Source organism: Methylobacterium sp. NEAU K, from assembly GCF_030700285.1.
In the GTDB taxonomy this organism is placed as follows: Bacteria; Pseudomonadota; Alphaproteobacteria; order Rhizobiales; family Beijerinckiaceae; genus Methylobacterium.
Map to the genome: position 1 here is coordinate 39,545 of NZ_JAUYZJ010000015.1, position 24,617 is coordinate 64,161.

General features: G+C 71.3%; 26 protein-coding genes. 16 read left to right on the forward strand and 10 right to left on the reverse strand.

Annotation, left to right across the window (positions count from 1 at the left end; translation table 11 throughout):
* Nucleotides 1-176: 176 nt before the first annotated feature.
* The 8 genes from Q8W67_RS13945 (at nt 177) to Q8W67_RS13980 (ending at nt 7,907) form a co-directional block, all read left to right on the forward strand.
* On the forward strand, nt 177-1,577 hold the full coding sequence (locus tag Q8W67_RS13945) for a DUF1800 family protein (protein ID WP_305546418.1): 1,401 nt from the start codon (nt 177-179) through the stop codon (nt 1,575-1,577).
* A 4-nt stretch (nt 1,578-1,581) separates the two neighbouring features.
* Nucleotides 1,582-2,781 carry a DUF1501 domain-containing protein gene (locus Q8W67_RS13950; RefSeq protein ID WP_305546420.1) on the forward strand — a complete coding sequence of 400 codons (1,200 nt, stop codon included), beginning with the start codon at nt 1,582-1,584 and terminating at the stop codon, nt 2,779-2,781.
* Between the two features lie 87 nt (nt 2,782-2,868).
* The gene (locus Q8W67_RS13955; RefSeq protein WP_305546422.1) at nt 2,869-3,129 is read left to right on the forward strand and encodes a GCG_CRPN prefix-to-repeats domain-containing protein; all 261 of its coding nucleotides are present in this window, start codon (nt 2,869-2,871) and stop codon (nt 3,127-3,129) included.
* A 22-nt stretch (nt 3,130-3,151) separates the two neighbouring features.
* Nucleotides 3,152-3,403, forward strand: coding sequence for a GCG_CRPN prefix-to-repeats domain-containing protein (locus Q8W67_RS13960; protein WP_370693876.1), 252 nt, complete (start codon nt 3,152-3,154; stop codon nt 3,401-3,403).
* 75 nt (nt 3,404-3,478) lie between these two features.
* The gene (locus tag Q8W67_RS13965) at nt 3,479-3,919 is read left to right on the forward strand and encodes an EF-hand domain-containing protein (protein WP_305546424.1); all 441 of its coding nucleotides are present in this window, start codon (nt 3,479-3,481) and stop codon (nt 3,917-3,919) included.
* A gap of 431 nt (nt 3,920-4,350) precedes the next feature.
* On the forward strand, nt 4,351-5,526 hold the full coding sequence (locus Q8W67_RS13970) for a zinc-dependent alcohol dehydrogenase (RefSeq protein ID WP_305546425.1): 1,176 nt from the start codon (nt 4,351-4,353) through the stop codon (nt 5,524-5,526).
* 91 nt (nt 5,527-5,617) lie between these two features.
* Nucleotides 5,618-6,799: an L-dopachrome tautomerase-related protein gene (locus tag Q8W67_RS13975; protein ID WP_305546427.1), complete on the forward strand. Its 1,182-nt coding sequence runs from the start codon at nt 5,618-5,620 to the stop codon at nt 6,797-6,799.
* A gap of 439 nt (nt 6,800-7,238) precedes the next feature.
* Nucleotides 7,239-7,907: an SOS response-associated peptidase gene (locus tag Q8W67_RS13980; RefSeq protein ID WP_305546429.1), complete on the forward strand. Its 669-nt coding sequence runs from the start codon at nt 7,239-7,241 to the stop codon at nt 7,905-7,907.
* Nucleotides 7,908-7,922: 15 nt separating this feature from the next.
* Here Q8W67_RS13980 and Q8W67_RS13985 read toward each other — a convergent pair whose 3' ends face one another.
* Nucleotides 7,923-8,183: a hypothetical protein gene (locus Q8W67_RS13985; RefSeq protein WP_305546431.1), complete on the reverse strand. Its 261-nt coding sequence runs from the start codon at nt 8,181-8,183 to the stop codon at nt 7,923-7,925.
* 177 nt (nt 8,184-8,360) lie between these two features.
* Nucleotides 8,361-8,678 carry a hypothetical protein gene (locus Q8W67_RS13990; RefSeq protein ID WP_305546433.1) on the reverse strand — a complete coding sequence of 106 codons (318 nt, stop codon included), beginning with the start codon at nt 8,676-8,678 and terminating at the stop codon, nt 8,361-8,363.
* A gap of 195 nt (nt 8,679-8,873) precedes the next feature.
* Between Q8W67_RS13990 and Q8W67_RS13995 the strand changes: the two genes are divergently transcribed.
* Entirely contained in the window at nt 8,874-9,095 is a 222-nt protein-coding gene (locus Q8W67_RS13995; RefSeq protein WP_305546435.1) for a hypothetical protein, read from the forward strand.
* Between the two features lie 118 nt (nt 9,096-9,213).
* Here Q8W67_RS13995 and Q8W67_RS14000 read toward each other — a convergent pair whose 3' ends face one another.
* Complete coding sequence (locus tag Q8W67_RS14000; protein ID WP_370693880.1) at nt 9,214-10,368, reverse strand: hypothetical protein; 1,155 nt, start codon at nt 10,366-10,368, stop codon at nt 9,214-9,216.
* Nucleotides 10,369-10,720: 352 nt separating this feature from the next.
* Here Q8W67_RS14000 and Q8W67_RS14005 point away from each other — a divergent pair, with 352 nt between their 5' ends.
* The 3 genes from Q8W67_RS14005 to der all read left to right on the forward strand — a co-directional run bounded on the left by Q8W67_RS14005 (nt 10,721) and on the right by der (nt 13,523).
* Nucleotides 10,721-11,329 (forward strand): NnrU family protein, encoded by a 609-nt coding sequence (locus Q8W67_RS14005; protein ID WP_305546437.1) that lies wholly within the window; start codon nt 10,721-10,723, stop codon nt 11,327-11,329.
* A gap of 105 nt (nt 11,330-11,434) precedes the next feature.
* Nucleotides 11,435-12,145 carry a tetratricopeptide repeat protein gene (locus tag Q8W67_RS14010; protein ID WP_305546439.1) on the forward strand — a complete coding sequence of 237 codons (711 nt, stop codon included), beginning with the start codon at nt 11,435-11,437 and terminating at the stop codon, nt 12,143-12,145.
* Between the two features lie 28 nt (nt 12,146-12,173).
* Nucleotides 12,174-13,523: a ribosome biogenesis GTPase Der gene (gene der / locus Q8W67_RS14015; protein WP_305546441.1), complete on the forward strand. Its 1,350-nt coding sequence runs from the start codon at nt 12,174-12,176 to the stop codon at nt 13,521-13,523.
* A 9-nt stretch (nt 13,524-13,532) separates the two neighbouring features.
* On the opposite strand, the gene Q8W67_RS14020 is transcribed toward der, so the two are convergent.
* The 5 genes from Q8W67_RS14020 to Q8W67_RS14040 form a co-directional block, all read right to left on the reverse strand.
* Entirely contained in the window at nt 13,533-14,651 is a 1,119-nt protein-coding gene (locus Q8W67_RS14020; protein ID WP_305546443.1) for a carboxylate-amine ligase, read from the reverse strand.
* Nucleotides 14,652-15,093: 442 nt separating this feature from the next.
* Nucleotides 15,094-15,504, reverse strand: a complete 411-nt coding sequence (locus Q8W67_RS14025; RefSeq protein ID WP_305546562.1) for a dihydrofolate reductase — start codon at nt 15,502-15,504, stop codon at nt 15,094-15,096.
* Between the two features lie 207 nt (nt 15,505-15,711).
* Nucleotides 15,712-16,461, reverse strand: coding sequence for an SDR family NAD(P)-dependent oxidoreductase (locus tag Q8W67_RS14030; protein WP_305546445.1), 750 nt, complete (start codon nt 16,459-16,461; stop codon nt 15,712-15,714).
* A gap of 66 nt (nt 16,462-16,527) precedes the next feature.
* Complete coding sequence (gene purF, locus Q8W67_RS14035; RefSeq protein WP_305546447.1) at nt 16,528-18,000, reverse strand: amidophosphoribosyltransferase; 1,473 nt, start codon at nt 17,998-18,000, stop codon at nt 16,528-16,530.
* Between the two features lie 131 nt (nt 18,001-18,131).
* Nucleotides 18,132-18,740 carry a CvpA family protein gene (locus tag Q8W67_RS14040; protein WP_305546449.1) on the reverse strand — a complete coding sequence of 203 codons (609 nt, stop codon included), beginning with the start codon at nt 18,738-18,740 and terminating at the stop codon, nt 18,132-18,134.
* Nucleotides 18,741-19,100: 360 nt separating this feature from the next.
* On the opposite strand from Q8W67_RS14040, the gene alr reads away from it, so the two are divergent.
* Nucleotides 19,101-20,186, forward strand: a complete 1,086-nt coding sequence (alr, locus tag Q8W67_RS14045; RefSeq protein WP_370693881.1) for an alanine racemase — start codon at nt 19,101-19,103, stop codon at nt 20,184-20,186.
* 45 nt (nt 20,187-20,231) lie between these two features.
* Entirely contained in the window at nt 20,232-21,668 is a 1,437-nt protein-coding gene (gene radA / locus Q8W67_RS14050) for a DNA repair protein RadA (RefSeq protein ID WP_305546453.1), read from the forward strand.
* A gap of 3 nt (nt 21,669-21,671) precedes the next feature.
* Here radA and moaA read toward each other — a convergent pair whose 3' ends face one another.
* Nucleotides 21,672-22,730 carry a GTP 3',8-cyclase MoaA gene (moaA, locus tag Q8W67_RS14055; RefSeq protein ID WP_305546564.1) on the reverse strand — a complete coding sequence of 353 codons (1,059 nt, stop codon included), beginning with the start codon at nt 22,728-22,730 and terminating at the stop codon, nt 21,672-21,674.
* Between the two features lie 81 nt (nt 22,731-22,811).
* Between moaA and Q8W67_RS14060 the strand changes: the two genes are divergently transcribed.
* Together Q8W67_RS14060 and Q8W67_RS14065 are read left to right on the forward strand one after the other, a co-directional pair.
* The gene (locus Q8W67_RS14060) at nt 22,812-23,234 is read left to right on the forward strand and encodes a DUF971 domain-containing protein (protein ID WP_305546455.1); all 423 of its coding nucleotides are present in this window, start codon (nt 22,812-22,814) and stop codon (nt 23,232-23,234) included.
* Nucleotides 23,235-23,426: 192 nt separating this feature from the next.
* Complete coding sequence (locus tag Q8W67_RS14065; protein ID WP_305546457.1) at nt 23,427-23,756, forward strand: cupin domain-containing protein; 330 nt, start codon at nt 23,427-23,429, stop codon at nt 23,754-23,756.
* 58 nt (nt 23,757-23,814) lie between these two features.
* Here Q8W67_RS14065 and Q8W67_RS14070 read toward each other — a convergent pair whose 3' ends face one another.
* Nucleotides 23,815-24,474: a L,D-transpeptidase gene (locus Q8W67_RS14070; protein WP_305546459.1), complete on the reverse strand. Its 660-nt coding sequence runs from the start codon at nt 24,472-24,474 to the stop codon at nt 23,815-23,817.
* Between the last annotated feature and the right edge of the window lie 143 nt (nt 24,475-24,617).

Consider the following 24,617-nt stretch of genomic DNA (forward strand, 5'->3'; position numbering starts at 1 on the left):
GGCGGTATACCGCCGGGCTTCGCGCGTTTCCCGGGGAACATGTCGCAAAGTGTATCGGCACGCGGCCCGCGCGACAGCCCGCGACACTTCCGGCCCCGGCCGGCATAATCGCGCGACATCGACCGGCGACAGTCCCGCCCCGTGCCGAGTCAGGCACGTCGGAACGGTGCAGGGCGATGACCAGCGACGCGGCGCTCGCGCTCAACAGGTTCGGGATCGGGGCGCGGCCGGGCGAGGCCGCCCGCATCGCCAGCGACCCGCGCGGCTTCCTTTTGGCGCAGCTCCGCATCCCGGAGGCGGCGCTGATCGCGGAGCCGGGCCTGCGCGCCTCCGACGCCGCCGTGCGCGACCTGGCTCAGGCACGGCGCGACAGGCGCGCGGAGGCGGCCCTGGCCGCCGGCGCGCCGCCCGCGGAGGTCACCCCGATGATACCGGCCACCGGAGCTGAGGCTCCGCCGGCCCCGGGGGCGCTGCGGCGCGACATCTACCGGGACGAGGTCGCCGCGGGCCTCGCCCATGGCGCCGCCACGGATTCCGGCTTCGTCGAGCGGCTGGTCCTGTTCTGGGCGAACCACTTCGCGGTCTCGGCCGACAAGGGCCCGGTCCACGTGCTGGCCGGCGCGTTCTCGCGCGAGGCGATCCGGCCGCACGTGCTCGGGCGCTTCGCCGACCTCCTGCGGGCGGCGGCGCGGCACCCGGCGATGCTGGTCTACCTCGACAACCAGCGCTCGGTCGGCCCCCTCTCGCCGGCAGGTGCGCGGGCGGGGCGCGGCCTCAACGAGAATCTCGCCCGCGAGACCCTGGAGCTGCACACGCTGGGCGTCGACGGCGGCTACGGGCAGGCCGACGTCATCGGTCTCGCCCGGGCGCTCACGGGCTGGGGCTGGGTGCCGCCGCGGGCCGATGATCCGGAGGCCGGCCGGTTCCGGTTCGTCCCGAACCGCCACGAGCCCGGGCCAGCGACGGTTCTGAGCAAGACCTACCCGCCGGGGGGTGCCGAGCAGGCAGAGGCGGTGCTCGACGACCTCGCCCGGCATCCGTCCACCCCCCGCCACATCGCCAGGAAGCTCGTCGCGCACATGATCGCCGACGATCCGCCCGAGCCCGCGGTGGCGCGCGTGGCCGCGGTCTTCCGGGACAGCGACGGCGACCTCGCCGCCACCGCGGCGGCCCTCGTCGCGACACCGGAGGCCTGGGAGCCAGCGCCGCGCAAGCTGAAGTCCCCGTCCGAGTTCGTGCTCAGCGCCCTGCGCCTGCAGCCGGCACTCGACCCGCGCGATCCGGCGCTGATCCGCACGCTGACCGAACTCGGCCAGCGCCCGTTCACGCCGCCGAGCCCACGGGGCTTCCCGGACGACGCAGCCTCCTGGCTCGCGCCCCACGCCTTCCGGGCCCGGGTCGAGTGGGCCTGCCTCGCCTGCGAGCGGGCGCCGCCCAAGGCCAACCCGGCAGAGCTGGCCGACGACGTCCTCGGTCCGCTTCTGTCGGCCGAGACCCGCCGGGAGATCGCTCGCGCCGAGACCGGGGCGCAGGGCCTCGCCCTTCTCCTGATGAGCCCCGAATTCCAGCGGAGATAGGCCGATGTCCTGTGAGACCCCGACACGCCGTGGCCTGCTCGCTGCCGGATCGAGCCTCGCGGCCTGGGCGCTGATACCCCGGCTCGCCTCGGCCGCGACCCGGGACCCGCGCTTCGTGCTGGTGATCCTGCGTGGCGCCCTCGACGGCCTCGCCTTCCTGCCGCCTGTGGGCGACCCGGCCTACGCGTCCCTGCGCGGCGACCTCGCGCTCCCGACCACCGGGGCGGGGGCGGCCCTGCGGCTCGACGGCATGTTCGGCCTCAACCCGAACATGCCGGGGCTCAAGGCGCTCTACGACGACGGCCAAGCCCTGATGCTGCACGCAGTGGCCACGCCCTATCGCGAGCGCTCGCATTTCGACGGCCAGGACGTGCTGGAGAACGGGACGCCCGGCCCCGCCGGGGCCGAGACCGGCTGGCTCAACCGCGCCGCCTCGGGGATGCCGGCGCTCGGCCGGGTTCAGGACAGTGGCCTGTTCGTGGCGGGAGCGACGGTGCCCCTGGTGATGCGCGGCCCGAGCCCGGTGATGAGCTGGTCGCCCGGCTCCCTGCGGGCGCCCGCCGACGATATGCTGGCGCGGCTCGGCCGGCTCTACGGCGACCGCGACCCGCAGCTGCTGGGGGCGCTCACGGAGGGCCAGCGGCTCGACGCAGCGCTCGGCCGCGGGACCGGCGGTCCCCGCGGGCCGGCCGGCGCCTACGTCGCCCTGGCGGGCGCGGCCGGGCGCGCCCTCGCCCGCCCGGACGGGCCCCGGATCGCGGCGCTCGCGCTGGACGGCTGGGACACCCACGCGGCGGAAGGGCCGGCCTCCGGCCGCCTCGGCCATCTTTTGCAGGGGCTCGACGCGGCGCTGGCCTCGCTCAGGGCGGAGCTCGGGCCCGCCTGGGCCCAGACCGTGGTGGCGGTCGCCACCGAGTTCGGGCGCACCGCCCACGCCAACGGCACGGACGGGACCGACCACGGCACCGCCGCCGCCGCCTTCCTCGCCGGAGGCGCCGTCAAGGGAGGCCGCGTGATCAGCGACTGGCCGGGCCTCGCACCGGCCGCGCTCCACGAGGGCCGCGACCTGCGCCCGACCCGCGATCTCCGCGCCGTGCTCAAGGGCGTGCTGCGTGACCACCTGGGCCTTCCCGACGGGATGCTGGCCCGCACCGTCTTCCCGGGCAGCGGAGATGTCGCGCCCCTGCGCGACCTCCTGGCCTGAACCCCGATTCCGGGCCCTGCGCCCCGGAATGCCGGCGCGGCCGCAGAGCCGGCGCCGATCCCGCAACCATGACGGAGGAACAATCGAATGCCGAGACATCTCGTCCCCGCCGCGCTGCTCGCGGTCGGACTCGCCGCACCGCTGCCGGCCTCGGCGCTGCCCCTGGCCGGACTCGCCGCGCCCGACGCGCCGATCGTCCAGGTCTATGGCGGCTGCGGCCCCTACGGCCATCGCGGTCCCTATGGCGGCTGCCGGCCCGGAGGGCAGTTCGGCGGCTACGTCCGGCGCGCCTGCCCGCCGGGCTTCCACATCGGGCCATACGGCCGCCGGTGCTGGCCCAATCGCTGACCCTCGATCCCGGGAGGACATCATGCGTACGCATTGGATCGCCGCCGCCGTCATGGCCCTCGGCCTGACCGGCGCCACAATGGGCGCGGCGCAGGCTCGGGACGGCTGCGGCCCCGGCTTCCACCGCGGCTTCTACGGCTATTGCCGGCCGAATTTCGGGCCGCCCCGGCTCGTCTACCGGCCGGGCTTCTACGGCTACCGCCGCTTCGGCTGGCACCGATGGGGCGGTTACCGCCATGTCGGCTGGCATCACGGCTGGCACCGTCGCTGGTGAACCCGCCCGGATGTTCCGGGACGAACCCGGCCGCGCCGCCCAGGCGGCGCGGCCACAGCAGCGGAGAAACGACAGATGATCAGGCAGGTCCTCATCGGGCAGGCGCTCGCCCTGTCCCTCGTCGCCCTCCTTCCGGCCGCCGCCCGCGCCCAGGCGGGCGAGGCCGTGCCGCCCCTGGCTGTCGGCGCCCAGGATCGGTCCGGCGCGGGGCTGGAACAGTTCACGGCGGCCCACCGCGAGCGGATGATGCGAGCCGACAGCGACCATGATGGCCGCATCAGCCTGACCGAGTGGACGGCGTGGCGGGCTTCCCATCCCGGCCCGGCGGGGAGCGGCCCGGCCAGGCGCTTCCGCCGGCTCGACACGAACGGCGACGGCTTCCTCACGGCGGATGAGATCGACGCCGTCGCGGCCAAGCGCTTCGCCCGCCTCGATGCCGACCACGACGGTACCCTGTCCCACGCGGAGCGAAGGCAGGCTCGGGCACCCGGCGAGGCAGCGACGCGGGACCGCTAGTTGCGGTCCTCCAACCTCCTCGGCGGCCGAATGCGATGACGGATCCGGATGTTTCCCGTGAAACATTCGGACCTCTCGCGGCCCTCGCCGCCCTGCGCATCTGTGCCCGGCCAACCGGATCAACCGTTGATGCCGCCGCCGTAACGACAGGGATCCGGCGCCTCCCGATCGATCGGAGTCGGCGTTCCATGGCGGAGGCGACGCCGAATGCCGCGGGAACCGGATTTCCGGGCCAGGCTTGCTGGATAGGCGGCAGGCTCGAACCCGCGCTTTGCGCGGGCCCCGGTCCTCGGGGGCTGTGCGAACGTATCGGGTGATCTCGAACCGAGCGGCTCCCGTGCCGTGGGGAACTTGACCGTGACGCTCGGGACTTGCCCTGGCGAGGCCGCGTCCTGTGGCCGCGCTTCCCCACGATCCGGAGAACCGACGCGATGAAGGCCCTCTGCTGGCACGGCAAGAACGACATTCGCTGCGACACGGTCCCGGATCCGGTCATCGAGGATGCCCGCGACGTGATCATCAAGGTGACGAGCTGCGCGATCTGCGGCTCGGACCTCCACCTGATGGACGGCCTGATGCCGACGATGGAGTCGGGCGACGTGCTCGGACACGAATTCATGGGCGAGGTCGTCGAGGTCGGTCAGGGCTTCACCAAGTTCAGGAAGGGCGACCGCATCGTCGTGCCCTTCAACATCAACTGCGGCGACTGTCGCCAGTGCAAGCTGGGGAATTATTCGGTCTGCGAGCGCTCGAACCGCAACGCCGAGATGGCGGCCGCCCAGTTCGGCTACACCACTGCGGGGCTGTTCGGATATTCGCACCTGACCGGCGGCTACGCGGGCGGTCAGGCTGAATACGTCCGCGTGCCCATGGCGGATGTGGCGCCCATGAAGGTGCCCGACGGCATGGACGACGAGTCGGTCCTCTTCCTCACCGACATCCTGCCCACCGGCTGGCAGGGCGCCGAGCATTGCGGGATCAAGGGCGGCGAGATCATCGCGATCTGGGGCGCGGGCCCGGTCGGCCTGTTCGCGATCCAGTCGGCCAAGATCATGGGTGCGGGGCGCATCATCGCCATCGAGACCGTGCCCGAGCGCATCGCGCTCGCCCGGAAGGCCGGCGCCACCGACATCATCGACTTCATGAACGAGGACGTGTTCGAGCGGATCAAGGAGATCAGCAAGGGCCTGGGCGCGGACGGCGTGATCGACTGTGTCGGCATGGAGGCGAGCGCCGGCCATGGCGGCGTCACCGGCGTGCTGGCCACGATCCAGGAGAAGCTGACCGCGACCGAGCGTCCCTACGCGCTGGCCGAGGCGATCAAGGCGGTGCGGCCCTGCGGCATCGTCTCGGTGCCCGGCGTCTACGGCGGCCCGGTGCCGATCAACATGGGTTCGGTGGTGCAGAAAGGCCTGACCCTCAAGAGCGGCCAGACCCACGTGAAGCGCTACCTGGAGACGCTCACCAAGCTGATCCAGGAGGGCAAGTTCGACATGACCTCGATGATCACCCACCGCTCCACGAACCTCGCGGACGGCCCGGACCTCTACAAGGCCTTCCGCGACAAGACCGACGGCTGCGTGAAGGTCGTCTTCCACCCGAACTGAGCCCCGCGCGCCGAACGCCGCGGCTGGCGCCCCGGTCCGCAGGACCGGGGCCGCACCCCGTCTTTCCGATTTTCCGAGGGACCCTTCCAAGATGACGATGCCGGCTGCCCGCCCCCTGCTGCCTCTCCTCCTCTGCGCCGTCGCCGGGCCCGCCCTGGGCCAGGCGCCCGCGGCCGTGACCACCCTAATGCCCGCCAGCGCCTCGGCACTGACGCAGGTCGCCCGCTTCCAGCATCAGGTGACCGGCGTCACGGTTTCGGAAGACGGGCGGATCTTCGTGAACTTTCCGCGCTGGACCGAGGACGCCCCGGTCTCGGTGGCGGAGCTGAAGGACGGCCAGCCCGTCCCCTACCCCGACGCCGAATGGAACAGCTGGCGCAACGCCCGGAAGGACGAGGTCGACCCCAGGACCCACTTCGTCTGCGTCCAGAGCGTGGTCGCCGACCGAAAGGGCCGGCTCTGGGTGGTCGACGCCGCCGCTCCCGCCATGGCGGCCCTGCTCAAGGACGGCCCGAAGCTGGTCGCGATCGACCTGAAGAACAATGCGGTCGCCAAGACCATCGCGCTCGATCCGTCGATCGCCCCGCAGGGCTCCTATCTCAACGACGTGCGGATCTCACCGGACGGCAAGACCGCCTACCTCACCGATTCCGGCGCCGAGGGCGCACTTGTGGTGGTCGACATCGACTCCGGGACGGCCAAGCGGATCCTGGCGGGCGCCCCCGCGACCATGCCGGACTCGGCCGTGACCGTGACCTACGACGGCAAGCCCCTGCGGCGGCCGGACGGGCGCGGCGTCGAGTTCTCGGCCGACGGCATCGCCCTCTCGCCGGACGGCAAGACGCTCTACTGGCAGGCGATCAAGGGCAAGACCCTCTACAGCCTGCCGACCGAGGCGCTCACCGGAAGGGCGATGTCGGCGATCGGACCGGAGACCCGTTCCGACAAGAGCCTGGCCGCCAAGATCGCCACCGTGGGGGAGAACGGGCCGGCCGACGGGCTGCTCATCGCCCGGCACGGCGGCCGGATGTACGTGACCTCGCCGCAGGACGATTCAGTGAAGGTCCGCGACCTGTCGTCCAAGGATTCCGGCCTGACCACGCTGGTGCAGGATCCGCGCCTGCGCTGGCCGGATACGCTCAGCGAGGGGCCGGACGGGACGATCTATGTCACGACCTCGCACATCCAGGACTCCGCCTTCTTCAAGGAAGGTGCGCCGATCTCCCTTCCGACCGAGCTGTGGAGCCTCAAGCCGCAGGCCGGTCCGCGCTGAGGCCGGCCCGTTCGGCGGTCGGCGCCGGGTAGCCCGAGCCTGGGCCGCGTCCAGGCCGTAGCGCCACCGGTCGCCATCGTAGTCCCAGACGCCCGCCTGGGCCGCCCACAGGGCCGCGGCTTTCCCCGTGAGGGGGTTCGGATTCCGGCTTCGGAGGGATGATCCGGCGGCGGCATGGCACGTCCCGCGAGAGGCTTCCGACGTTTGGGCGGCCGTCTATCGATCGTCGAACGACAGTCGCGCACGTATCCGTGCGGCCGATTGCCCGTCCGTCACGACGTCTTATTTACTTATGTTGATTTTTGAACGGGTGGCGCCGCGTGTCCGGACGGACAGGCTGTGCGGCTTGTCATGCCGGCAGGTCCTCGGCCCTGGACCCTAGACCCTGCGGGCCGCATTCGGCGTTCCATAGCCGCGACGTCCGCTGCCCGAGAACCAGATGTGCAACCTCTACAGCCTGCGCACCGGTCCCGCGGACCTGCGCCGTGCCTTCGGGATCGCCCGCGATCGCACGGGAAACCTGCCGCCGCTGCCGGCGATCTTTCCCGACCAGATGGCGCCGGTGGTCTGGAACGGGGATGCCGGCCGGGAACTCGCGATGATGCGCTGGGGCATCCCAGGGCCGAAGGCGTTCGGCGAGCATCCCGTCACCAACGTGCGCAATGCCGCGAGCCCGCACTGGCGGCCCTGGCTCGGGACCGCGCAGCGCTGCCTCGTACCGGCGACCGCCTTCAGCGAATACGCCGACACCAAGCCGCGCAAGACCCCGGTCTGGTTCGCCCTCGACGCGGACAGGCCGCTCTTCGCCTTCGCGGGCCTCTGGCGGCCGTGGACCGGCGTGCGCGGGACCAAGCGCGAGAACCCGGACCGGCTGGTGCAGGAGCACCGCCTGTTCTCCTTCCTGACCACGGAGGCGAACGGCATCGTCGGTCCGGTCCACCCGAAGGCGATGCCGGTCCTGCTCACCACGCCGGAGGAATGGGCGACGTGGCTGGAGGCCCCCTCCGCGGAAGCGCTCAAGCTGCAGCGCCCGCTGCCGGATTCGGCGATGCGGGAAGTGGCCCGCGGCGCGCGGTCGGACGGAGCCGAGACGGATCCCGAGGCGTGAGCCCGTCAGCTCGCGTCACTGGACCGGGCCGCCCTCCCGTGCCTGAAGCAGCCGCAGCGCCTCGCCCAGAACCGCGTTCAGATCCGCCGCGCCCTGCGGGCTGAGCGGGAGGCCGACCCGCTGGCCGTGGATCGTGTCCAGGACGACCATCGCGAGATCTTCGCCGATCAGCAGGCTGGGCTGGGGCAGGCAGAGCGGCAGGACGAAATCGCCCTCGACCTCGCCGAGGACATCCACCGCATCCGCGGGGCGAAAGGGCTTCTTCGGGTCGTTCATCGCGGCCTGTCCTCGCGGGCAACTCCGGCACGACGGGTGGGCGGCCCCGACATGCGGAGCCGGTCGGGGCGCCGGCCTAGAGTTCGATGCGGAAAAGTGGAATCCGGTTTTCCGAAATCATCATGCGGCACCACAGGGTTGGAGCCTGTTGCGGCTGCCGTGCGCCAGCATCAGGCACTATGCGGCCGGGCCGCGCTTGCGCGCCGGGAGGCGCAGCGACCGGACCGTCAGCGTATCGATGTCCAGGGATCCGACCTCCAAGGATCCGACCTCCAGGGATCCGACCCGGGCGCGGCCGACCGAGAGACGGCCGATCGCGAAGGCACCGAGCGCCACGGCGCCGAAGGCCGCGACCCCGATCGCCAGCGCTCCCAACGCGGAGGCGCCGACCGCACCGGCCCCGACGGCCCCCGCCCCGAGCACGGCCGTGTCGCGGGGCGGAGCGGCATCGACTGCGCGGCGCCTCGGCTCCTCCGGAACCCTGGATACGCTCATGCGGGATCCTCTTGCGGCAGGCCTGTAGGTATCGCCCCCGATCGAGGGCGCGGCAAGGCCGGACCCGTCGTGTCGATCCGGCATACCGGCCGTTAACCGCGTTTTCACGCCGCCGGGGCGACACTGCCGCATGATCCCGGCCCGCCCGGACCGCGCGTCCGCCGGGCCGCGAGGACGCCGCCCGAGAGCGCCCCCTTGCCCAACCTGCTCCCCGCCTTCACGATCTTCGCCCTCGGCTGCCTGCTGATCCATATCGGGCGAGCCTACGCCCGGGCGACCACGGTGCTGCTCTCGGCCACCGCCCTGATGCTGAGCCTGACCCTCGGCAGCCTGCTCTGCCACCGACTCGGATTGCCCTCCGGCTCCGCCGAGGCCGGCGCGCTGTACTGGCCGGCGCCCGACCGCACCGATCGGTAGAGGCGCGTGCGGTAGGCCTCCGCGACCGCCCCCGGCGCATCCGCGGCGTCGGCTGAGACCGTCCGGTCGGCCAGGATGCGCCCGAGGCCAGGGACGGTGCCGGGCGGGATCGAGGCCGTCACGGCCAAACGCGGATCGCCACAGGACGGCGCAGCAGGTCCCGGTCGGAGGTGATCGCGCAGCCCTCCACGCGCAGGCTCGCGTAGGTCAGGAGCGCGCCGTCGCCGACGTCGTCGAAGTTGCGCCCCTGCGCCCCCGGATCGAGGAGCGACGGGTAGGCGATCAGCGGCGCCGTGGCGGTGCATGGATCGTCGTAGAGGGTCGCGCCTTCGAGCAGCAGGCGCGGCGTGTCCCAGGCGATCAGGTCGCGCGATGTGGTCCAGTAGAAGCCGGAGCGCGCGAAGCCCGCGCCGGCCTTGGCCATGAACACCGCGATCCAGGCGCCGCTGGTCCGGTGGCGGACAACGGCCCCCACCGGACCCGGGAACGGCCCAACCGTCCGGCAGGTGGCGGACGGCTTCAGGGCGGCACGGTAGGGGTCCGGGAAGGCGGCGGTGAAGCCGGTGCCGGTCCAGGCGCGCCACCGGGCCGGGTCGGCGGGATCCTCGCTGCGGAACAGGCAGACCCCCGCCTCCTGGTCGCTGCCGGGGCGGTCCCAGCCCGTGGTCGAGGCGAGGAAGTAGCGCCAGCGCCCGTCCGAGACGATGTTCGACGGGTTGAAGAAGCCGCGATGGCGGCCCTGGTCGACCTCCTGGCGGAACGGGGCGCCGGCCACCACCACGGGCGGGCTCCGCCGCTGGAAGCTGCGCCCCCCATCCGCCGAGGCTGCGGCCGTGATCGTGTTGTACCAGCACGCCATGTAGGCCGTCGCCCGGCAGCGGCCGGGATGTTCGTTGGCCTGATATTCGTGATGCAGGAGCGCGGCTACGTGCCTGCCGTCCTCGGTCCAGGTGGCGGTGATCCAGGATCGGTCGTCATAGGCCGCCGGATCTGCCTTCTCGCCCGAATCGAGCACGACCGTGCAGTCGAGCTTGAGATGGTCGAGATCCGGCCCGCGCAAGGCTCGGTTGCGGTAATGCATGCCGAAGACCGCCACCGCACCGGCGGCATCCCGGAACGCCCGGGCCGGCGCGTCCGGGACATCGGCCCCGTCGCAGGCATCGCGCCCGGCTTTGAAGACGATCGCGGGCGGCCCGACCAGGGTCAGGGCCGACAGGGGCGGCTCAGCGCCGGCCCGGGCCGGCGGTAGGGACGGGAGGAAGAGCGCCAACAGGATGGCCGCGATTTCGAAGCGCCGCCTCTTCCCTCCCCTCTCTGCGGGCGCGGATACTCTGCGCAGCAGGGGGGGAGAGAGGCAGCGCGACGGTCCAGAAGGTGAGCCCGGTTGCGACGTTTCCGGATGCGGCGCTGCCCGCTCCCGACCCGGCCTGACGGCCGGCCCACCTTCCCCCGCAGAGGGGGGCGGGAGAAGCGGCGTGGGCTCGCGCTCCGCGCCGGCCATCCGATACGCCAAGCCCATGGACGAAATCCGGGTGCGTCCCGGCCGCGCCTGGACAAAGCGCGCGAGATTCGCTTGAGAACTCTTACAGAGTGCTTGCCGTCCGGCCGTCGCCCGAAAGACTTTCATGCTCCTCCTGATCCTCGGGCTCGTGCTGTTCCTCGGCACGCACGCTTTCTCGATGGCCCGCTCCCGGCGCGCCGCGATCGTCGGGGAGATCGGCGAGGGGCGCTACAAGCTCGGCTACACCGCCCTGTCGCTGCTGGGCCTGGTGCTGATCGGGATCGGCTTTCACGATTACCGGCTCGCCGGCTACATCCCGGTCTGGGACCCGCCGGTCTGGACCCGCCACCTCGCCCTGACGCTCGTGTGGCTCGCCTTCATCTGCCTCGCCGCCGCCTATCTGCCGGGCCATATCCGGGCGAAGGCCAAGCACCCGATGCTGCTCGCCGTGAAGATCTGGGCCACGGCGCATCTCCTGGCCAATGGCGATCTCGGCTCGATCCTGCTGTTCGGCGGCTTCCTCGCCTGGGCGGTGGCGGCCCGGATCAGCGCCAAGCGCCGGGCGCTCGCCCCCGGGGCGGTGGTCGCCCAGCACGGCGCCGCCGCCGCGGCCCCGCAGGGCTGGCGCAACGACATCCTGGCGGTGGTGATCGGGACGGCGGCCTGGTTCGTCTTCGCCCGCTACCTGCACTACCCTTTGATCGGCGTGCCGGTCTGGCCGGGAAGCGCCTGAGGCAGCCGCGGCACGCCCGCTGTCGCCAATCCGGCGCCCGTGTGTTAGGCGCGGGGCCCGATAGCTGCGCGAGGTGGCCCGCCGACAGGCGCGGCCCGGGATATGATGGCCGAGAACAACGAGTTCATCCGCGAGGTCGACGAGGACTATCGCCGCGACCGGATCCTCCAGATCTGGAAGCGCTACAGCGGCGTGATCATCGCGCTCGCCGTGCTCGTGGTGGTGGGGGTCGCCGGCTGGCGCTACTGGCAGAACCAGCAGCGCGCGGCCGCCGAGACGGCCTCGGTGCAGTTCGACGAGGCCAACCGCCTCGCCCGGGACGGCAAGGTCGCGGAGGCCGACAAGGCGTTCAACGCGCTGGAGCAGCAGGGCCCGGCCGGCTACCGCCTGCTCGCTCGGTTCCGGGCGGCGGCGGAGACCGGCAAGCGCGAACCGGTGGCGGGCGCGGCGGAGTTCGACAAGCTCGCGGACGATACCCGTCTGGGCGACGGCCTGCGCGACCTCGCGCGGCTGCGCGCCGCGCTGCTGCGCCTCGACGGGCCGAACCCGGACGCCGCACTCACCAACCTCCAGGGGCTGGCTGCCGGCACGCCGTTCCGCCACACCGCCCGTGAGATGCTCGGGCTCGCCGCCCTGAAGAAGGGCGACTTCGAGGAGGCGGGCCGCTGGTTCGACCAGATCGTGGCCGATCCCGAGACCCCGCGGAACCTGCGCGAGCGGATCGAGGTCTACGCGGCGATCGTCGCGGGCGGCCCTGTCACCGTGACCGAGGCCAAGCCCGAGGCTGCCGCCCCGCCCCCGCCGATCACACGCTGATTTTTCTTCGGACTTTTCGAGACCCATCATGGATATGCCGACCGTCGCGATCGTCGGGAGGCCGAACGTCGGCAAGTCGACCCTGTTCAACCGCCTCGTGGGCAAGAAGCTCGCGCTGGTCGACGATCGCCCGGGCGTCACGCGCGACCGGCGCGAGGGCGACGTCGCATTCGGTGGCCTCCATTTCCGGGTGATCGACACCGCCGGCCTCGAGGAGTCGGACGCCGCCACCCTCACGGGCCGGATGCGGATGCAGACCGAAGCGGCGATCCTCGCCGCCGACGCGGTGCTGTTCGTGATCGACGCCCGCGCCGGCGTGCTGCCGGCCGACCAGCCCTTCGCGGAACTGGTGCGCCGGGCCGGCTGCCCGGTGATCCTGATCGCCAACAAGGCCGAGGGCGGTGCGGGCCTCGCCGGCGCCTACGAGGCCTTCACCCTCGGGCTCGGCGACCCGATCCCGTTCTCGGCCGAGCACGGCGAGGGCCTGGGCGAGCTGCACGAGGCCCTGAAGGGCGCGCTGCCCGCCCGCGACGAGGACGACGACGAGGATGACGACGCTCCCGGGGGCCGCTCCCTGAAGGTCGCCATCGTGGGCCGCCCGAATGCCGGCAAGTCCACGCTGATCAACCGCATGCTCGGCGAGGATCGGCTGCTCGTCGGCCCCGAGGCCGGCATCACCCGCGATTCGATCTCGCTCGATTGGGAATGGCGCGGGCGGCGCATCAAGCTCCACGACACCGCCGGGATGCGCCGCCGCGCCCGGATCGACGACAAATTGGAGAAACTCGCGGTCTCGGACGGGTTGCGCGCCGTGCGCTTCGCCGAGGTGGTGGTGGTGCTGCTCGACGCCACGATCCCGTTCGAGAAGCAGGACCTCACCATCGTCGACTTGGTGGAGAGCGAGGGCCGCGCCCTCGTGATCGGCCTCAACAAGTGGGATCTCGTGTCCGACCAGCCGGGCCTGCTCAAGCAGCTGCGCGAGAATTGCACCCGGCTGCTGCCGCAGGTGCGCGGGGTCTCGGTGGTGCCGCTGTCGGGTCTCGCAGGCGACGGCGTCGACAAGCTGATGCAAGCGGTGGTGCAGGCCGCCGAGGTCTGGGACAAGCGGATCTCGACCTCGCGCATCAACGACTGGCTGAACGAGGCGACCTCCCGCAACCCGCCCCCGGCAGTGTCGGGCCGGCGGATCAAGATCCGCTACGCCACCCAGGTGAAGAGCCGGCCGCCGCATTTCGCGCTGTTCGGCAACCAGCTCAACGCCCTGCCGAAATCCTATACCCGCTACTTGGTGAACGGCCTGCGCGAGGCCTTCGACCTGCCGGGCACGCCGATACGGCTGAGCCTGCGGACCTCGCAGAACCCGTTCGACAAGGGCTGATCGGGCCCGTCAGCGCGAGGCTTCGGCGATCCAGTCCACCGCGGCCGCAAGGGCGGCCCGCTCGTCACGGCCCTCGGCCAGCGCGACCTCGTAGGCCGCCACCTGCTCGTCCGCGCTGGTGCCCTGGGCGACGATCGCCCGGGCGCGGGCGACCTCAATCGTACAGCCCAGCGCCGCCGCATCCTCGGACACCAGGGCGAGGACGGATTCCAGCGCCTCGGAAAACAAAACCGCCTCGCCCCGAGCCTCGTCGATCAGCGCGGCCCGCACGCCGCTGTGCTGGGCCCGCCACAGGTTCTCCGAGGCGAGCGCCCGCGAGACGCCGTCGAGCCCGGCATTGAGGTCGGGCCGGCGTACGCACAGGCGCACGAGACAGCGGAACAGGGCGGCGACGCAGAGCGAATCGTCGAGCCGGGTGCAGGCATCGGCGATGCGCAGCTCCAGGGTCGGGAATTTTATGGATGGGCGCAGGGACCACCACAGGAAGCTCGCGTCCGCAATGGCGCCGGACCGGGTCATGATCGCCACGAACCGTTCATAGGCGGCCGCGTCGGCAAAGATCTCCGGAAGGCCGCTGCGGGGCAATTCGCCGAACACGCTGAGGCGGTAAGCCATCAGCCCGGTCGCCTCGCCCTGCCAGAACGGCGAGGAAGCCGAGAGCGCCAGCAGCAACGGCTGGAACGGAAGCAGCCGGTTCATCAGGTCGACCCGCGCATCCGGGTCCGGCACCTCGACATGGACATGCATGCCGCAGATCAGCGCCCGCCGGGCCGCGATGCCGACATCGGAGAGAATGCCCTTGTAGCGCGCGCCGTCGGTGGCGGTCTGGCGCGACCAGCGCGCGAGCGGGTGGGTGCCGCAGGCGAGCAGGCTCAAGCCGTTCTCGGATGCGATGCCGGCCAGCGTCGCCCGCTGGCCCCGTAGGTCTTCCCGGGCGGCCGTCGCGTCGGTGAGGGGCGGCGTACAGACCTCGACCTGCGCGGCCACCAGCTCGCGCCCGGTCTCGGGCAGCTCGGCCTTCACGCGCGCGTGGAACCCGGCGAGGTCGCCCCGCGGCGTGCCGCGGGTCTCGGCATCGGCGAGGAAATACTCCTCCTCGATGCCGAAGCGGTAGCTGTGGGCGCTCATCGTCGTCTCCGGCCAACCATCGCCACCACATAGAGGTCACAGGCGCGGTTTCGACGGTGTCGACCGTCGCTACTCAGAGACGACCTGGGGCCCGGCGTCCGAGCGACGGCAGCCATCCTGTCGTCGAACGTCGCCAAGGTTGCGGAAAGGCGCCGGCCCACGGCGATGTCGAGGACATCGGGTGTCCGGAGCCTGATGTCGAGCCGGCGCAGGAAGCCCGCAGCGTCGGCGACATCCGACGGGCCGAGATCGACGTGCTCGGCGACCTCGGCACGCCATCGATCGAACTCCGCGATGGCCGTCCGCGCCCGCGCCCTCGATCTCTCCCATCCGCCCCCCTCGCCCGGGTGCGGATGCAGATTCTGCCGCGGCGAAGTCGCTGACGACGGGTGTCGGCGCCCAGGATCTGAAAGTCCGTCGGGAGGGCGTCGTATCCAGCCGCTCAAACGATACGCGGCGGTCCGCCCACGAGCCAGGCCGGGTCGAACCAGCGGTCGGCCTCGCCGTCATAGGGCAGGCGCGTGATGTCCCAGTGCTGGATGTACCGGGCGTAGACGTCCCACACCGCGATACCGCCGCCCACGAAGATCCGCCGGCCCGAATAGCGCCTGAGCACCTGCTCGGGATCCTCGTGGCTGCGGATCACGTCGATGGTGCGGTCCTTGAAGGCGAACTCGGGCACCGAGGCCACGGTCTTCGGGCCAGCGATCAGGACGTGGCCCATGGTGAGCGCGAAGAAGCGCGTCACGTCCTCCACGAACAGCGGGTCGGTGTTGCCCTCCCAGGGTAGCTGGCCGTTCAGGCCGAGCTGGCCCCGCAGGCCGATCGCACAGATGCAGCGGACGTCGATCATGAGTGTGGTCCGGTTCGCTTGGCCGCCGCGGCCGCGGATCCCGTCCATCTCCCTCATCCTGAGGGCCGGGCGATCGAGGATCGCGCGGCCTCGAAGAAGGCCTCCAGGGATCGCGCGCCACCTGGAAGACTCCTCCGAGGCCCGCTGACGCGGGCCCCTCAGGATGGGGTTTGGTCGGAATCTCTGGTCGTGGAACGAAAGGTCACGTCACTCGGGCGCGCGGAAACCCAGCACCCGGTCGGTCGGGAAATCGTAGATCTTGCCGGTCTCGGTCCAGTCCGGTGCGGCCAGACGCACGAAGTGGGGGGCAAGTTCCTCGGGCGTCCTGAGCGTCTCGGGATCCTCGCCCGGCATCGCCGAGCGGCGCATGCCGGTGCGCAGGGGACCCGGGTTGAGCAGCATCGCCCGGATCGCCGTGCTCTCGTTCTCGGCCGCGTAGGTGCGCACCAGTGCCTCCAGGGCCGCCTTGGAGACGGAGTACGGACCCCAATAGGCCCGGCACTTCGAGGCCGCGCCCGAGGAGACGAAGATCGCCCGGCCGGCGTCGGACATGCGCAGCAGCGGGTCGAGGGAGCGGATCAGGCGCCAGTTGGCGGTGACGTTCACGTCCATCACCTGCCCCCAGATCTTCGGGGTGATGTGGCCGATCGGCATGAGCGCGCCGAGGATGCCGGCATTGGCGACCAGGATGTCGAGCCGCTGCCAGCGCGCGTGGATCGCCGCGCCGAGCCGGTCGATGGCGTCGTAATCCGCGAGGTCGAAGGGCACGAGCGTGGCGCTGGATCCGGCCGCCCGGACGGCGTCGTCCAGCTCCTCCAGGGCCCCGACCGTGCGGGCCACCGCGACCACGTGGGCTCCGGCACCGGCCAGCGCCAGGGCGGCAGCGCGCCCGATGCCCCGGGACGCGCCTGTGACGACCGCGACCCGGCCTTCCAGTTTCTTCTGAGACTCAGCCATGCGGGTGACCTAGCGCATTTCCACGCGCAGGGGATGCCCGTTTCCGCGACGAATGTGCAGGCCGGGTCAGTCCGCCTCGGCCAGCATGGCGAAGCGCTTCGGACCGGCGATGGAGAGATCCGTCAGGCCGGTGGGATAATCGCCCGTGAAGCAATGGTCGGTGTATTGCGGGCAGGCCTCGTCCCGGACTTCCTCGCCCATCGCCCGATAGAGGCCGGGGATCGACAGGAAGGCCAGCGAATCGGCGCCGATATACTTGCGCATGCTCTCGAGATCGTGGGTCGCGGCCAGCAGCTTCTCCCGCTCCGGCGTGTCGATCCCGTAGAAATCCGGGTAGGTGATCGGCGGCGAGGCGATCCGGAAATGCACCTCCGCGGCACCCGCCTCCCGCATCATCCGGACGATCTTCACCGAGGTCGTGCCGCGCACCAAGCTGTCGTCGACGAGCACGATGCTCTTGCCCTCGATCGCCGCGCGGTTGGCGGAGTGCTTCATCCGGACGCCGAGTTCGCGCACCGACTGGGTCGGCTGGATGAAGGTGCGGCCGACATAGTGATTGCGGATGATCCCCATCTCGAAGGGGATGCCGGTCTCCTGCGCGAAGCCGAGCGCCGCGGGCACGCCGGAATCCGGCACCGGCACGACGATGTCGGCAGGCGCGGCGGCCTCCCGGGCGAGTTCCCGGCCGATCGCCTTGCGCACCGCGTAGACGCTCTTGCCGTTCACAATCGAATCAGGACGGGCGAAGTAGATGTATTCGAAGATGCAGGGACGCATCGGCACGGCGTCCGCGAAGCGGATCGACTCGATGCCCTCCTCGGAGATCACCACGATCTCGCCGTTCTCGATGTCGCGCACGTAGCGGGCGCCGATGATGTCGAGGGCGCAGGTCTCGGAGGCCAGGAGGTAGCGGCCGTCGAGCTCGCCCAGCACCAAGGGGCGGATGCCCAGCGGGTCGCGGGCGCCGATCAGCTTCTTGTTGGTCAGCGCGACGATCGCGTAGGCGCCCTGGATCGCCTGCAGCGCATCGATGAAGCGCTCGATGATCCTGGGCTTCCGGGATCGGGCCGCGAGGTGCAGGATCACCTCGGTATCGGAGGTCGACTGCGTGATCGCGCCGTCGCGCACGAGGTCCCGGCGGATCGACAGGGCGTTGGTGAGGTTGCCGTTGTGGGCGACCGCGAGACCGCCGCTGGCGAGCTCGGCGAACAGCGGCTGCACGTTGCGCAGGATCGTCCCACCGGTGGTCGAGTAGCGCACGTGCCCGATCGCGGCGCGGCCCTTGAGCCGGGCGATGGTGTCGCCGTCCGAGAAGGAGTCGCCGACGAGGCCGGGCCGCCGCTCGGAATGGAACACCGAGCCGTCGAAGGAAACGATGCCGGCCGCCTCCTGGCCGCGGTGCTGCAGGGCGTGCAGGCCGAGCGCCACGATGGCGGAGGCATCCGGATGCCCGAAGATGCCGAAGACCCCACACTCCTCGCGAAGCGTGTCGCCGTCGAGGTCGAAATCGGCGGCGGAGGTGGCGGCAGATTGGGACATGCTGCGATCGATCACTTCAGGAGTCCCTGCGGCGACGGGCCGGGCGCCGGTCGTCGCGGATATCATCCGAGCGTCTCCGGAGCCGCTATCTAGGCGCTCCGGGCGCGCCGACCAACGGCGCTCGCCGCAGGTCAGCGTCGCGTCGGGCTCGGCGCGGTCTCGGTGCGGCGCTGGGGCGCCGTATCGGTCTCGGCAGGCGCGTCGGAGGCCTCATTGGGCGGCGTGACCGCCTTCGGCTTCTTGAACTGCTTCAGGAAGCCCTCCGGATTCTCGGGCAGCTGCGCCACCAGGGCGTCGCCGGATTTCTCCAGCATCGGCCGCGTGCGCGCCTGCGCCGCCCAGTCGGGTACCTTGCCCTGCACCAGCCAGGACAGGAACACCCAGCCGATCACGCAGATCAGGAAGCCGCGGCCCGCGCCGAACAGGAACCCCAGCGAGCGGTCGACGGCGCCGATGCGCGAATCGAGCACCACGTCGGAGATCTTCACGGTGATGATCGAGACGACGATCAGCGTGCCGAGGAAGATCGCCGCGATGGAGGCGACGAGCGCCACGGTATCGCTGTTCACGTGCTGCTTCACGGTGGGAAGCAGCATCGGGTAGAACGACCAGGCGACGGCGGCGGCGGCCACCCAGGCGATGATCGCCAGCACCTCGCGGGTGACGCCGCGCACGGCCGCCAGCAGCGCGGAGACCGCGACGATGCCGAGCACGGCGAGATCGAGGACGGTAAACGGCATCTGTAAACTTTTTGGCACCAGAGGGGATGCCGCGACGGCCCTGCGGCTCCCCTGGACCGCGGCCGAAGTATACCAAGCCGAACCTCGGCCGTCACCCTCGGGCACCGGCCTCCGGCGAATCCTGTGCCGTCCCTGTATCAGCGGCGCCCAGCCGTGAGCGCGCACCGGGCCGCCGGCGGTCCCGTTTACCTCGTTCCGATCGCCGGCCTGCTCGGCGCGGTGCCGATGATCGCGCTGGTGCTGGCGGGCAAGATCGCCTGAGACCGATGCCGCGAACCGACTCGCGTCGCGGGTCCGCATCGTGCATCGGTCCGCGGGGAATCGCGGATCGGGAGCGCTTCGGTGGCGGGTAGCGGGTCGGTGACGGAATCCGGGACTGACATCGGCGCCCACGGCGCCCGGCTGACGATCGATCTCGGGGCGATCGTGGCGAACTGGCGGATGCTGTCCGCCCGGGGCGCTGCCGACTGCGCCGCCGTGGTGAAGGCCGATGCCTATGGCTGCGGCGTCTCTCGGGTCGGGCCGGCCCTGTTGGAGGCCGGGTGCCGGACCTTCTTCGTCGCCCACCTGTCCGAGGGCGTCGCGGCCCGGGGCGCCCTGCCGGAGGCCGCGATCTACGTCCTGAACGGCCTGCCGCCCGGCGCGTGCGAGCCCTTCGCGGCCCACGGCCTGCGCCCGGTGCTCGGCAGCCCCGAGGAGCTATCGGAGTGGGCGGCGTTCTCGGGCGGGCGCCTGCCCGCGGCGCTTCACGTCGATACCGGCATGAACCGCCTGGGGCTGCCGGTGCCGGAGGCGCTGGCGCTGGCCGGCGACCCGCGCATCGCCGCCTGCGGCATCGACCTGATCCTCAGCCACTTCGTCAGCGCCGAGAAGCCGGCGGACCCGGTCAACGCCCGGCAGATCGCCGATTTCGGCCGGGTCAGGGCGGCCTATCCGGGCCTTCGGGCATCGCTGGCGAATTCGTCGGGTGTGTTCCTCGACGGCGCCCGGCACGACCTGCTGCGGCCGGGCTATGCCCTGTTCGGCGGCAACCCGACACCCGAGGCCGCCAACCCGATGCGCCCGGTGGTGCGGCTGGAGGCCATGATCACACAGGTGCGGAACGTCGAGGCCGGGGCCAGCGCCGGCTATAACGGCCGCTGGACGGCCCCCGCCCCGAGCCGGCTTGCGACGCTGTCGCTCGGCTACGCCGACGGCTTCCCGCGGGCGATCAGCGGGCGCGGGCAGGCGCTGGTCGGCGGCGTGCCCTGCCCGATCCTCGGCTTGGTCTCCATGGACCTGATCATCCTCGACGTCACAGCTGCGCCCGCGGCCCGGCGCGGTGCCACGGCGGTGCTCATCGGCGACGGGCTCGACATCGACACGGTCGGCCGCGCTGCCGGCACGATCGGCTACGAGATCCTGACGGGCCTGGGTTCGCGTTATGTTCGAATCTATGTAGGGTAGTGCGATCCTTCCCTCGGACGCCGGACCGGCGGCGCACGGACCCGAATGGCCAAGATCCACCAGACCTTCGTCTGCCAGTCCTGCGGGGCGGTCTACAACCGCTGGCGCGGGCGCTGCGAAGCCTGCAACGGCTGGAACACGATCGTCGAGGAGGCAGCCGCGGCCCCCGGCCAGTCCGGTCCGGTCGCGACCCGGCCGTCCCGCGCCCGCGGCCGGGTGTTCCCCCTGGAGGGGCTGACCGGCGAGGCCAAGGAGGCGCCGCGCAGCCCCTCGGGGATCGGTGAGCTCGACCGGGTTACCGGCGGCGGCTTCGTGCGCGGCTCGGTGATCCTGCTCGGCGGCGATCCCGGCATCGGCAAGTCGACCCTTCTGATGCAGGCCTCGGCCGCCATGGCCGGCACCGGCGAGCGGGTCGCCTACATCTCCGGCGAGGAGGCGGTGGGGCAGGTGCGCCTGCGGGCCGAGCGCCTGGGGCTCAGTTCCCGCCCGGTGGACCTCGCCGCCGAGACCAATGTCGAGGACATCATCGAGACCCTCAGCCAGGGCCGTCCGCCGGCGCTGGCGATCATCGATTCGATCCAGACCATGTGGACCGAGACGGTGGAATCGGCCCCCGGCACGGTCACGCAGGTGCGCTCCTCGGCCCAGGCCCTGATCCGCTTCGCCAAGACCACCGGCACGGCGGTGATCCTGGTCGGCCACGTCACCAAGGACGGGCAGATCGCCGGCCCCCGGGTGGTGGAGCACATGGTCGACGCGGTCGCGTCCTTCGAGGGCGACCAGGGCCACCATTTCCGCATCCTGCGCGCGGTAAAGAACCGCTTCGGCCCCACCGACGAGATCGGCGTGTTCGAGATGACCGATGCCGGCTTGGCCGAGGTACCGAACCCCTCGGCCCTGTTCCTGGCGGGCCGCGACCACCAGGCCGCCGGCACCGCGGTGTTCGCCGGCATGGAGGGCACCCGGCCGCTGCTGGTGGAGATCCAGGCGCTGGTGGCACCCTCGTCGCTGGGCATGCCCCGGCGCGCGGTGGTCGGCTGGGACCCGAACCGGCTGTCGATGGTTCTGGCCGTTCTGGAGGCCCATGGCGGCATCCGCCTCGGCACCCACGACGTCTATCTGAACGTCGCCGGCGGCCTGCGGATCACCGAGCCGGCGGCCGACCTAGCTGTGGCCGCCGCCTTGGTCTCGTCCCTTTCGGGGGCGGTGCTGCCGCCGGAGACGGTGTATTTCGGCGAGATCGGCCTGTCCGGGGCGATCCGGCCGGTGGCCCAGGCGGGCGCCCGGCTGAAGGAGGCCCAGAAGCTCGGCTTCGCCAAGGCCTTGATCCCGCAGGGCCGCGGCGAGGGCGACAAGGCGCTGTCGGTGGAGACGCTGCGCCACATCGCCGACCTGGTGGCCGGGATCAGCGCCGGAGCGCCGCGGCGCGGCTCGGGCCAGCGCGGGCGGGCGTCGTCGCGCTACGCAGACGAGGAAGTGTGAACTCTACCCCCCGGTCACGCTCATGTGCCGCGGGACGGCCGCCGGGCGCTGGCGTTCGATAACGAAGTCGTGCCCTTTGGGCTTGCGGGTGATCGCCTCGACCACCGCCGCCGCCAGCACGGCATCGTCCTGGGAGGCGCGCAGCACCGCGCGCAGGTCCGCGGAATCCTCCTGGCCGAGGCAGAGGTAGAGCTGGCCGGTGCAGGTCAGGCGCACACGGTTGCAGCTCTCGCAGAAATTATGGGTCAGCGGCGTGATGAAGCCGAGCTTGCCGCCGGTCTCCTCGACCCGGACATAGCGCGCCGGGCCGCCGGTGCGGTCGGGCAGCGGCGTCAGGGTGTAGCGGCTCTCCAAGCGCTGGCGGGCGACCGACAGGGGCAGAAACTGGTCGGTGCGGTCGGCCTCGATCTCGCCGAGCGGCATCACTTCGATCAGCGTCATGTCCATGCCGAGGCCGTGGGCCCAGGCGATCATGTCGGGAAGCTCGTCGGCGTTGACGTCGCGCAAAGCCACCGCGTTGATCTTGACCTTCAGGCCGGCCGCCCGAGCCGCCGTGATTCCGTCGAGCACCACGGCGAGATCGCCCCGGCGGGTGATCGCCCGGAACTTGTCCGGGTCGAGCGTGTCCAGGGAGACATTGATCCGGCGCACGCCGAGGCTCGCCAGCTCGTCCGCGAAGCGGGCGAGCTGGGTGCCGTTGGTGGTCAGGGTCAGCTCCTCCAGCGTGCCGGCTTCGAGGTGGCGCGACAGCCGGCGGAACAGGTGCATGATGTCGCGGCGCACCAGCGGCTCGCCGCCGGTGATCCGGAGCTTGCGCACGCCCCGGGCGATGAACACGCCGCAGAGCCGGTCGAGCTCCTCCAGGGTCAGCAGGTCGCGCTTGGGCAGGAACTCCATGTGCTCGGACATGCAATAGGCGCAGCGCAGGTCGCAGCGATCCGTCACCGAGATGCGCAGATACGAGATCGCCCGCTGGAACGGGTCGATCAGCGGCGCGGGAGCCGGCGCGCGGGGCACGTCGACCGGAAACCCCTGCGGCGTGAGGGAGATGTCATCGAGCATCATTGGGCATATGATGCCGTCTCCAGTCATGGGCAAGCCGGCTCTGGGCCGCAGCCCCGGATTGCGTGAGGAGTGTGACCCGTGAACGAGGATCTGTGGCCGACCGAGATCCGCCTGTCGGCCGACCGGCGGGTGCTCAACGTCGCCTTCGAGGACGGGTCGCGGTTCGCCCTGCCGGCCGAATATCTGCGCGTGTCGAGCCCGTCCGCCGAGGTGCAGGGCCATTCGCCGCTCGAGCGCAAGGTGATCGGCGGCAAGCGCGCGGTGGCGATCCTGGCGGTGGAGCCCATCGGCAACTACGCGATCAAGCTCGGCTTCGACGACATGCACGATACCGGCATCTACGGCTGGACCTATCTGCACACGCTGGGCCGCGAATATGACAGCCGCTGGCAGACCTATCTCGCCGAACTCGCAGAGCGCGGGCTCGACCGCGAGACGGCACGCACCGCCCCGGTGAAGCAGGGCGGGGGCTGCGGATCGGGCTCCTGCGGCTGCCATTGAGGGCCTTGCCTCGCAGCCTCCCCCTCCTCCCCCGCAGGATGAGGGGGAAGGAGGGATGTTCATTGGTCTTGAATGTGGCTCGACTGAACGTGTCGATTCACAGGCCCCAGCGCATTTGATCCACTCTCGAGGATGTCCTCTGATCCAGAGTGATCGACGCATCCACGACGCAGCACGAGCCCCGGAACCGACATGGCCTTCACCTGCACGATTCCCGCCGTGCCCACCGTCCAGCAGGACGATTCTGCGGTGCGCATCACCCGCTGGGATTTCTCGCCCGGCGCCGTGACCGGCTGGCACGAGCACGGCTGGCCCTACTTCGTGGTGATGCTGGTGGACGGCGTGCTGCGCGTCCATGACGGCGCGGCCGTGAGCGAGACGGCGCTGGCAGCCGGGCAATCGTACATGCGCCCCGCAGGCATCCGGCACGACGTGATGAACGGATCCGACCACCCGATCGCGTTCATCGAGATCGAGGTGAAGCGCCCGGACGCATTGGTGACGCTGCCCGGCGCGGTCTGAACGCGAGAAGGCCGGCCTCGTCGAGGCCGGCCCTTTATATCCGGCGTACCGGGGACGATCAACGCTGGACGATGACCTTCGTGCCGACCTTGGCGTGGGTGTACAGATCCATCACGTCGTCGTTGGTCATGCGGATGCAGCCCGAGGAGACGGCGGTGCCGATAGTCTCCGGCTCGTTCGAGCCGTGGATGCGGTAGATCGAGCCGCCGAGATACATGGCGCGGGCGCCGAGCGGGTTCTCGATGCCGCCCTTCATGTAGCGCGGCAAATCGGGACGGCGGCGCAGCATGGTCGCCGGCGGGCGCCAATCCGGCCATTCGCGCTTCATCGTGATGGTCTGAACACCGCCCCAGGTGAAGCCCGGGCGGCCGACGCCGACGCCGTAGCGCAGGGCCTGGCCGCCGCCCATCACGTAGTACAGCCGCCGCTCGGCCGTGGAGACCACGATCGTCCCCGCGCCGTAGGGGCCGTTATAGGCCACGATCTCCCGCGGGATCGCCGACATCTGCGGCACGGCCGCATCCATCGGGTCGGCCGGGTTGAGCGAGGCGTTGGCCACCGGCACCGCCACGGTCTCGACGGCCTGTGGGCGCACGCGCACGGAGAGCGCGTCGTTCAGCGGCTGACGGGTCAGAGGGTCGATCTCGTAGGCGAGGACAGGCGCGGCACACGCGGCCGCGCCGAAGAGCCCGATCAGGGCGGGGAGGAAACGACGCATCAAAGCCTCTCGGGGCAGGCGCGAAATCTGTTGGGAACGCGGCGAATTACCGGGGCACGATGCCGTGCCGATCCTCGCCAAGGGGTAAACGCTCGCGCCCCAAAGCCAAGCCTGAAACCGCCTCGCTGAGCCGGTTCCGACCG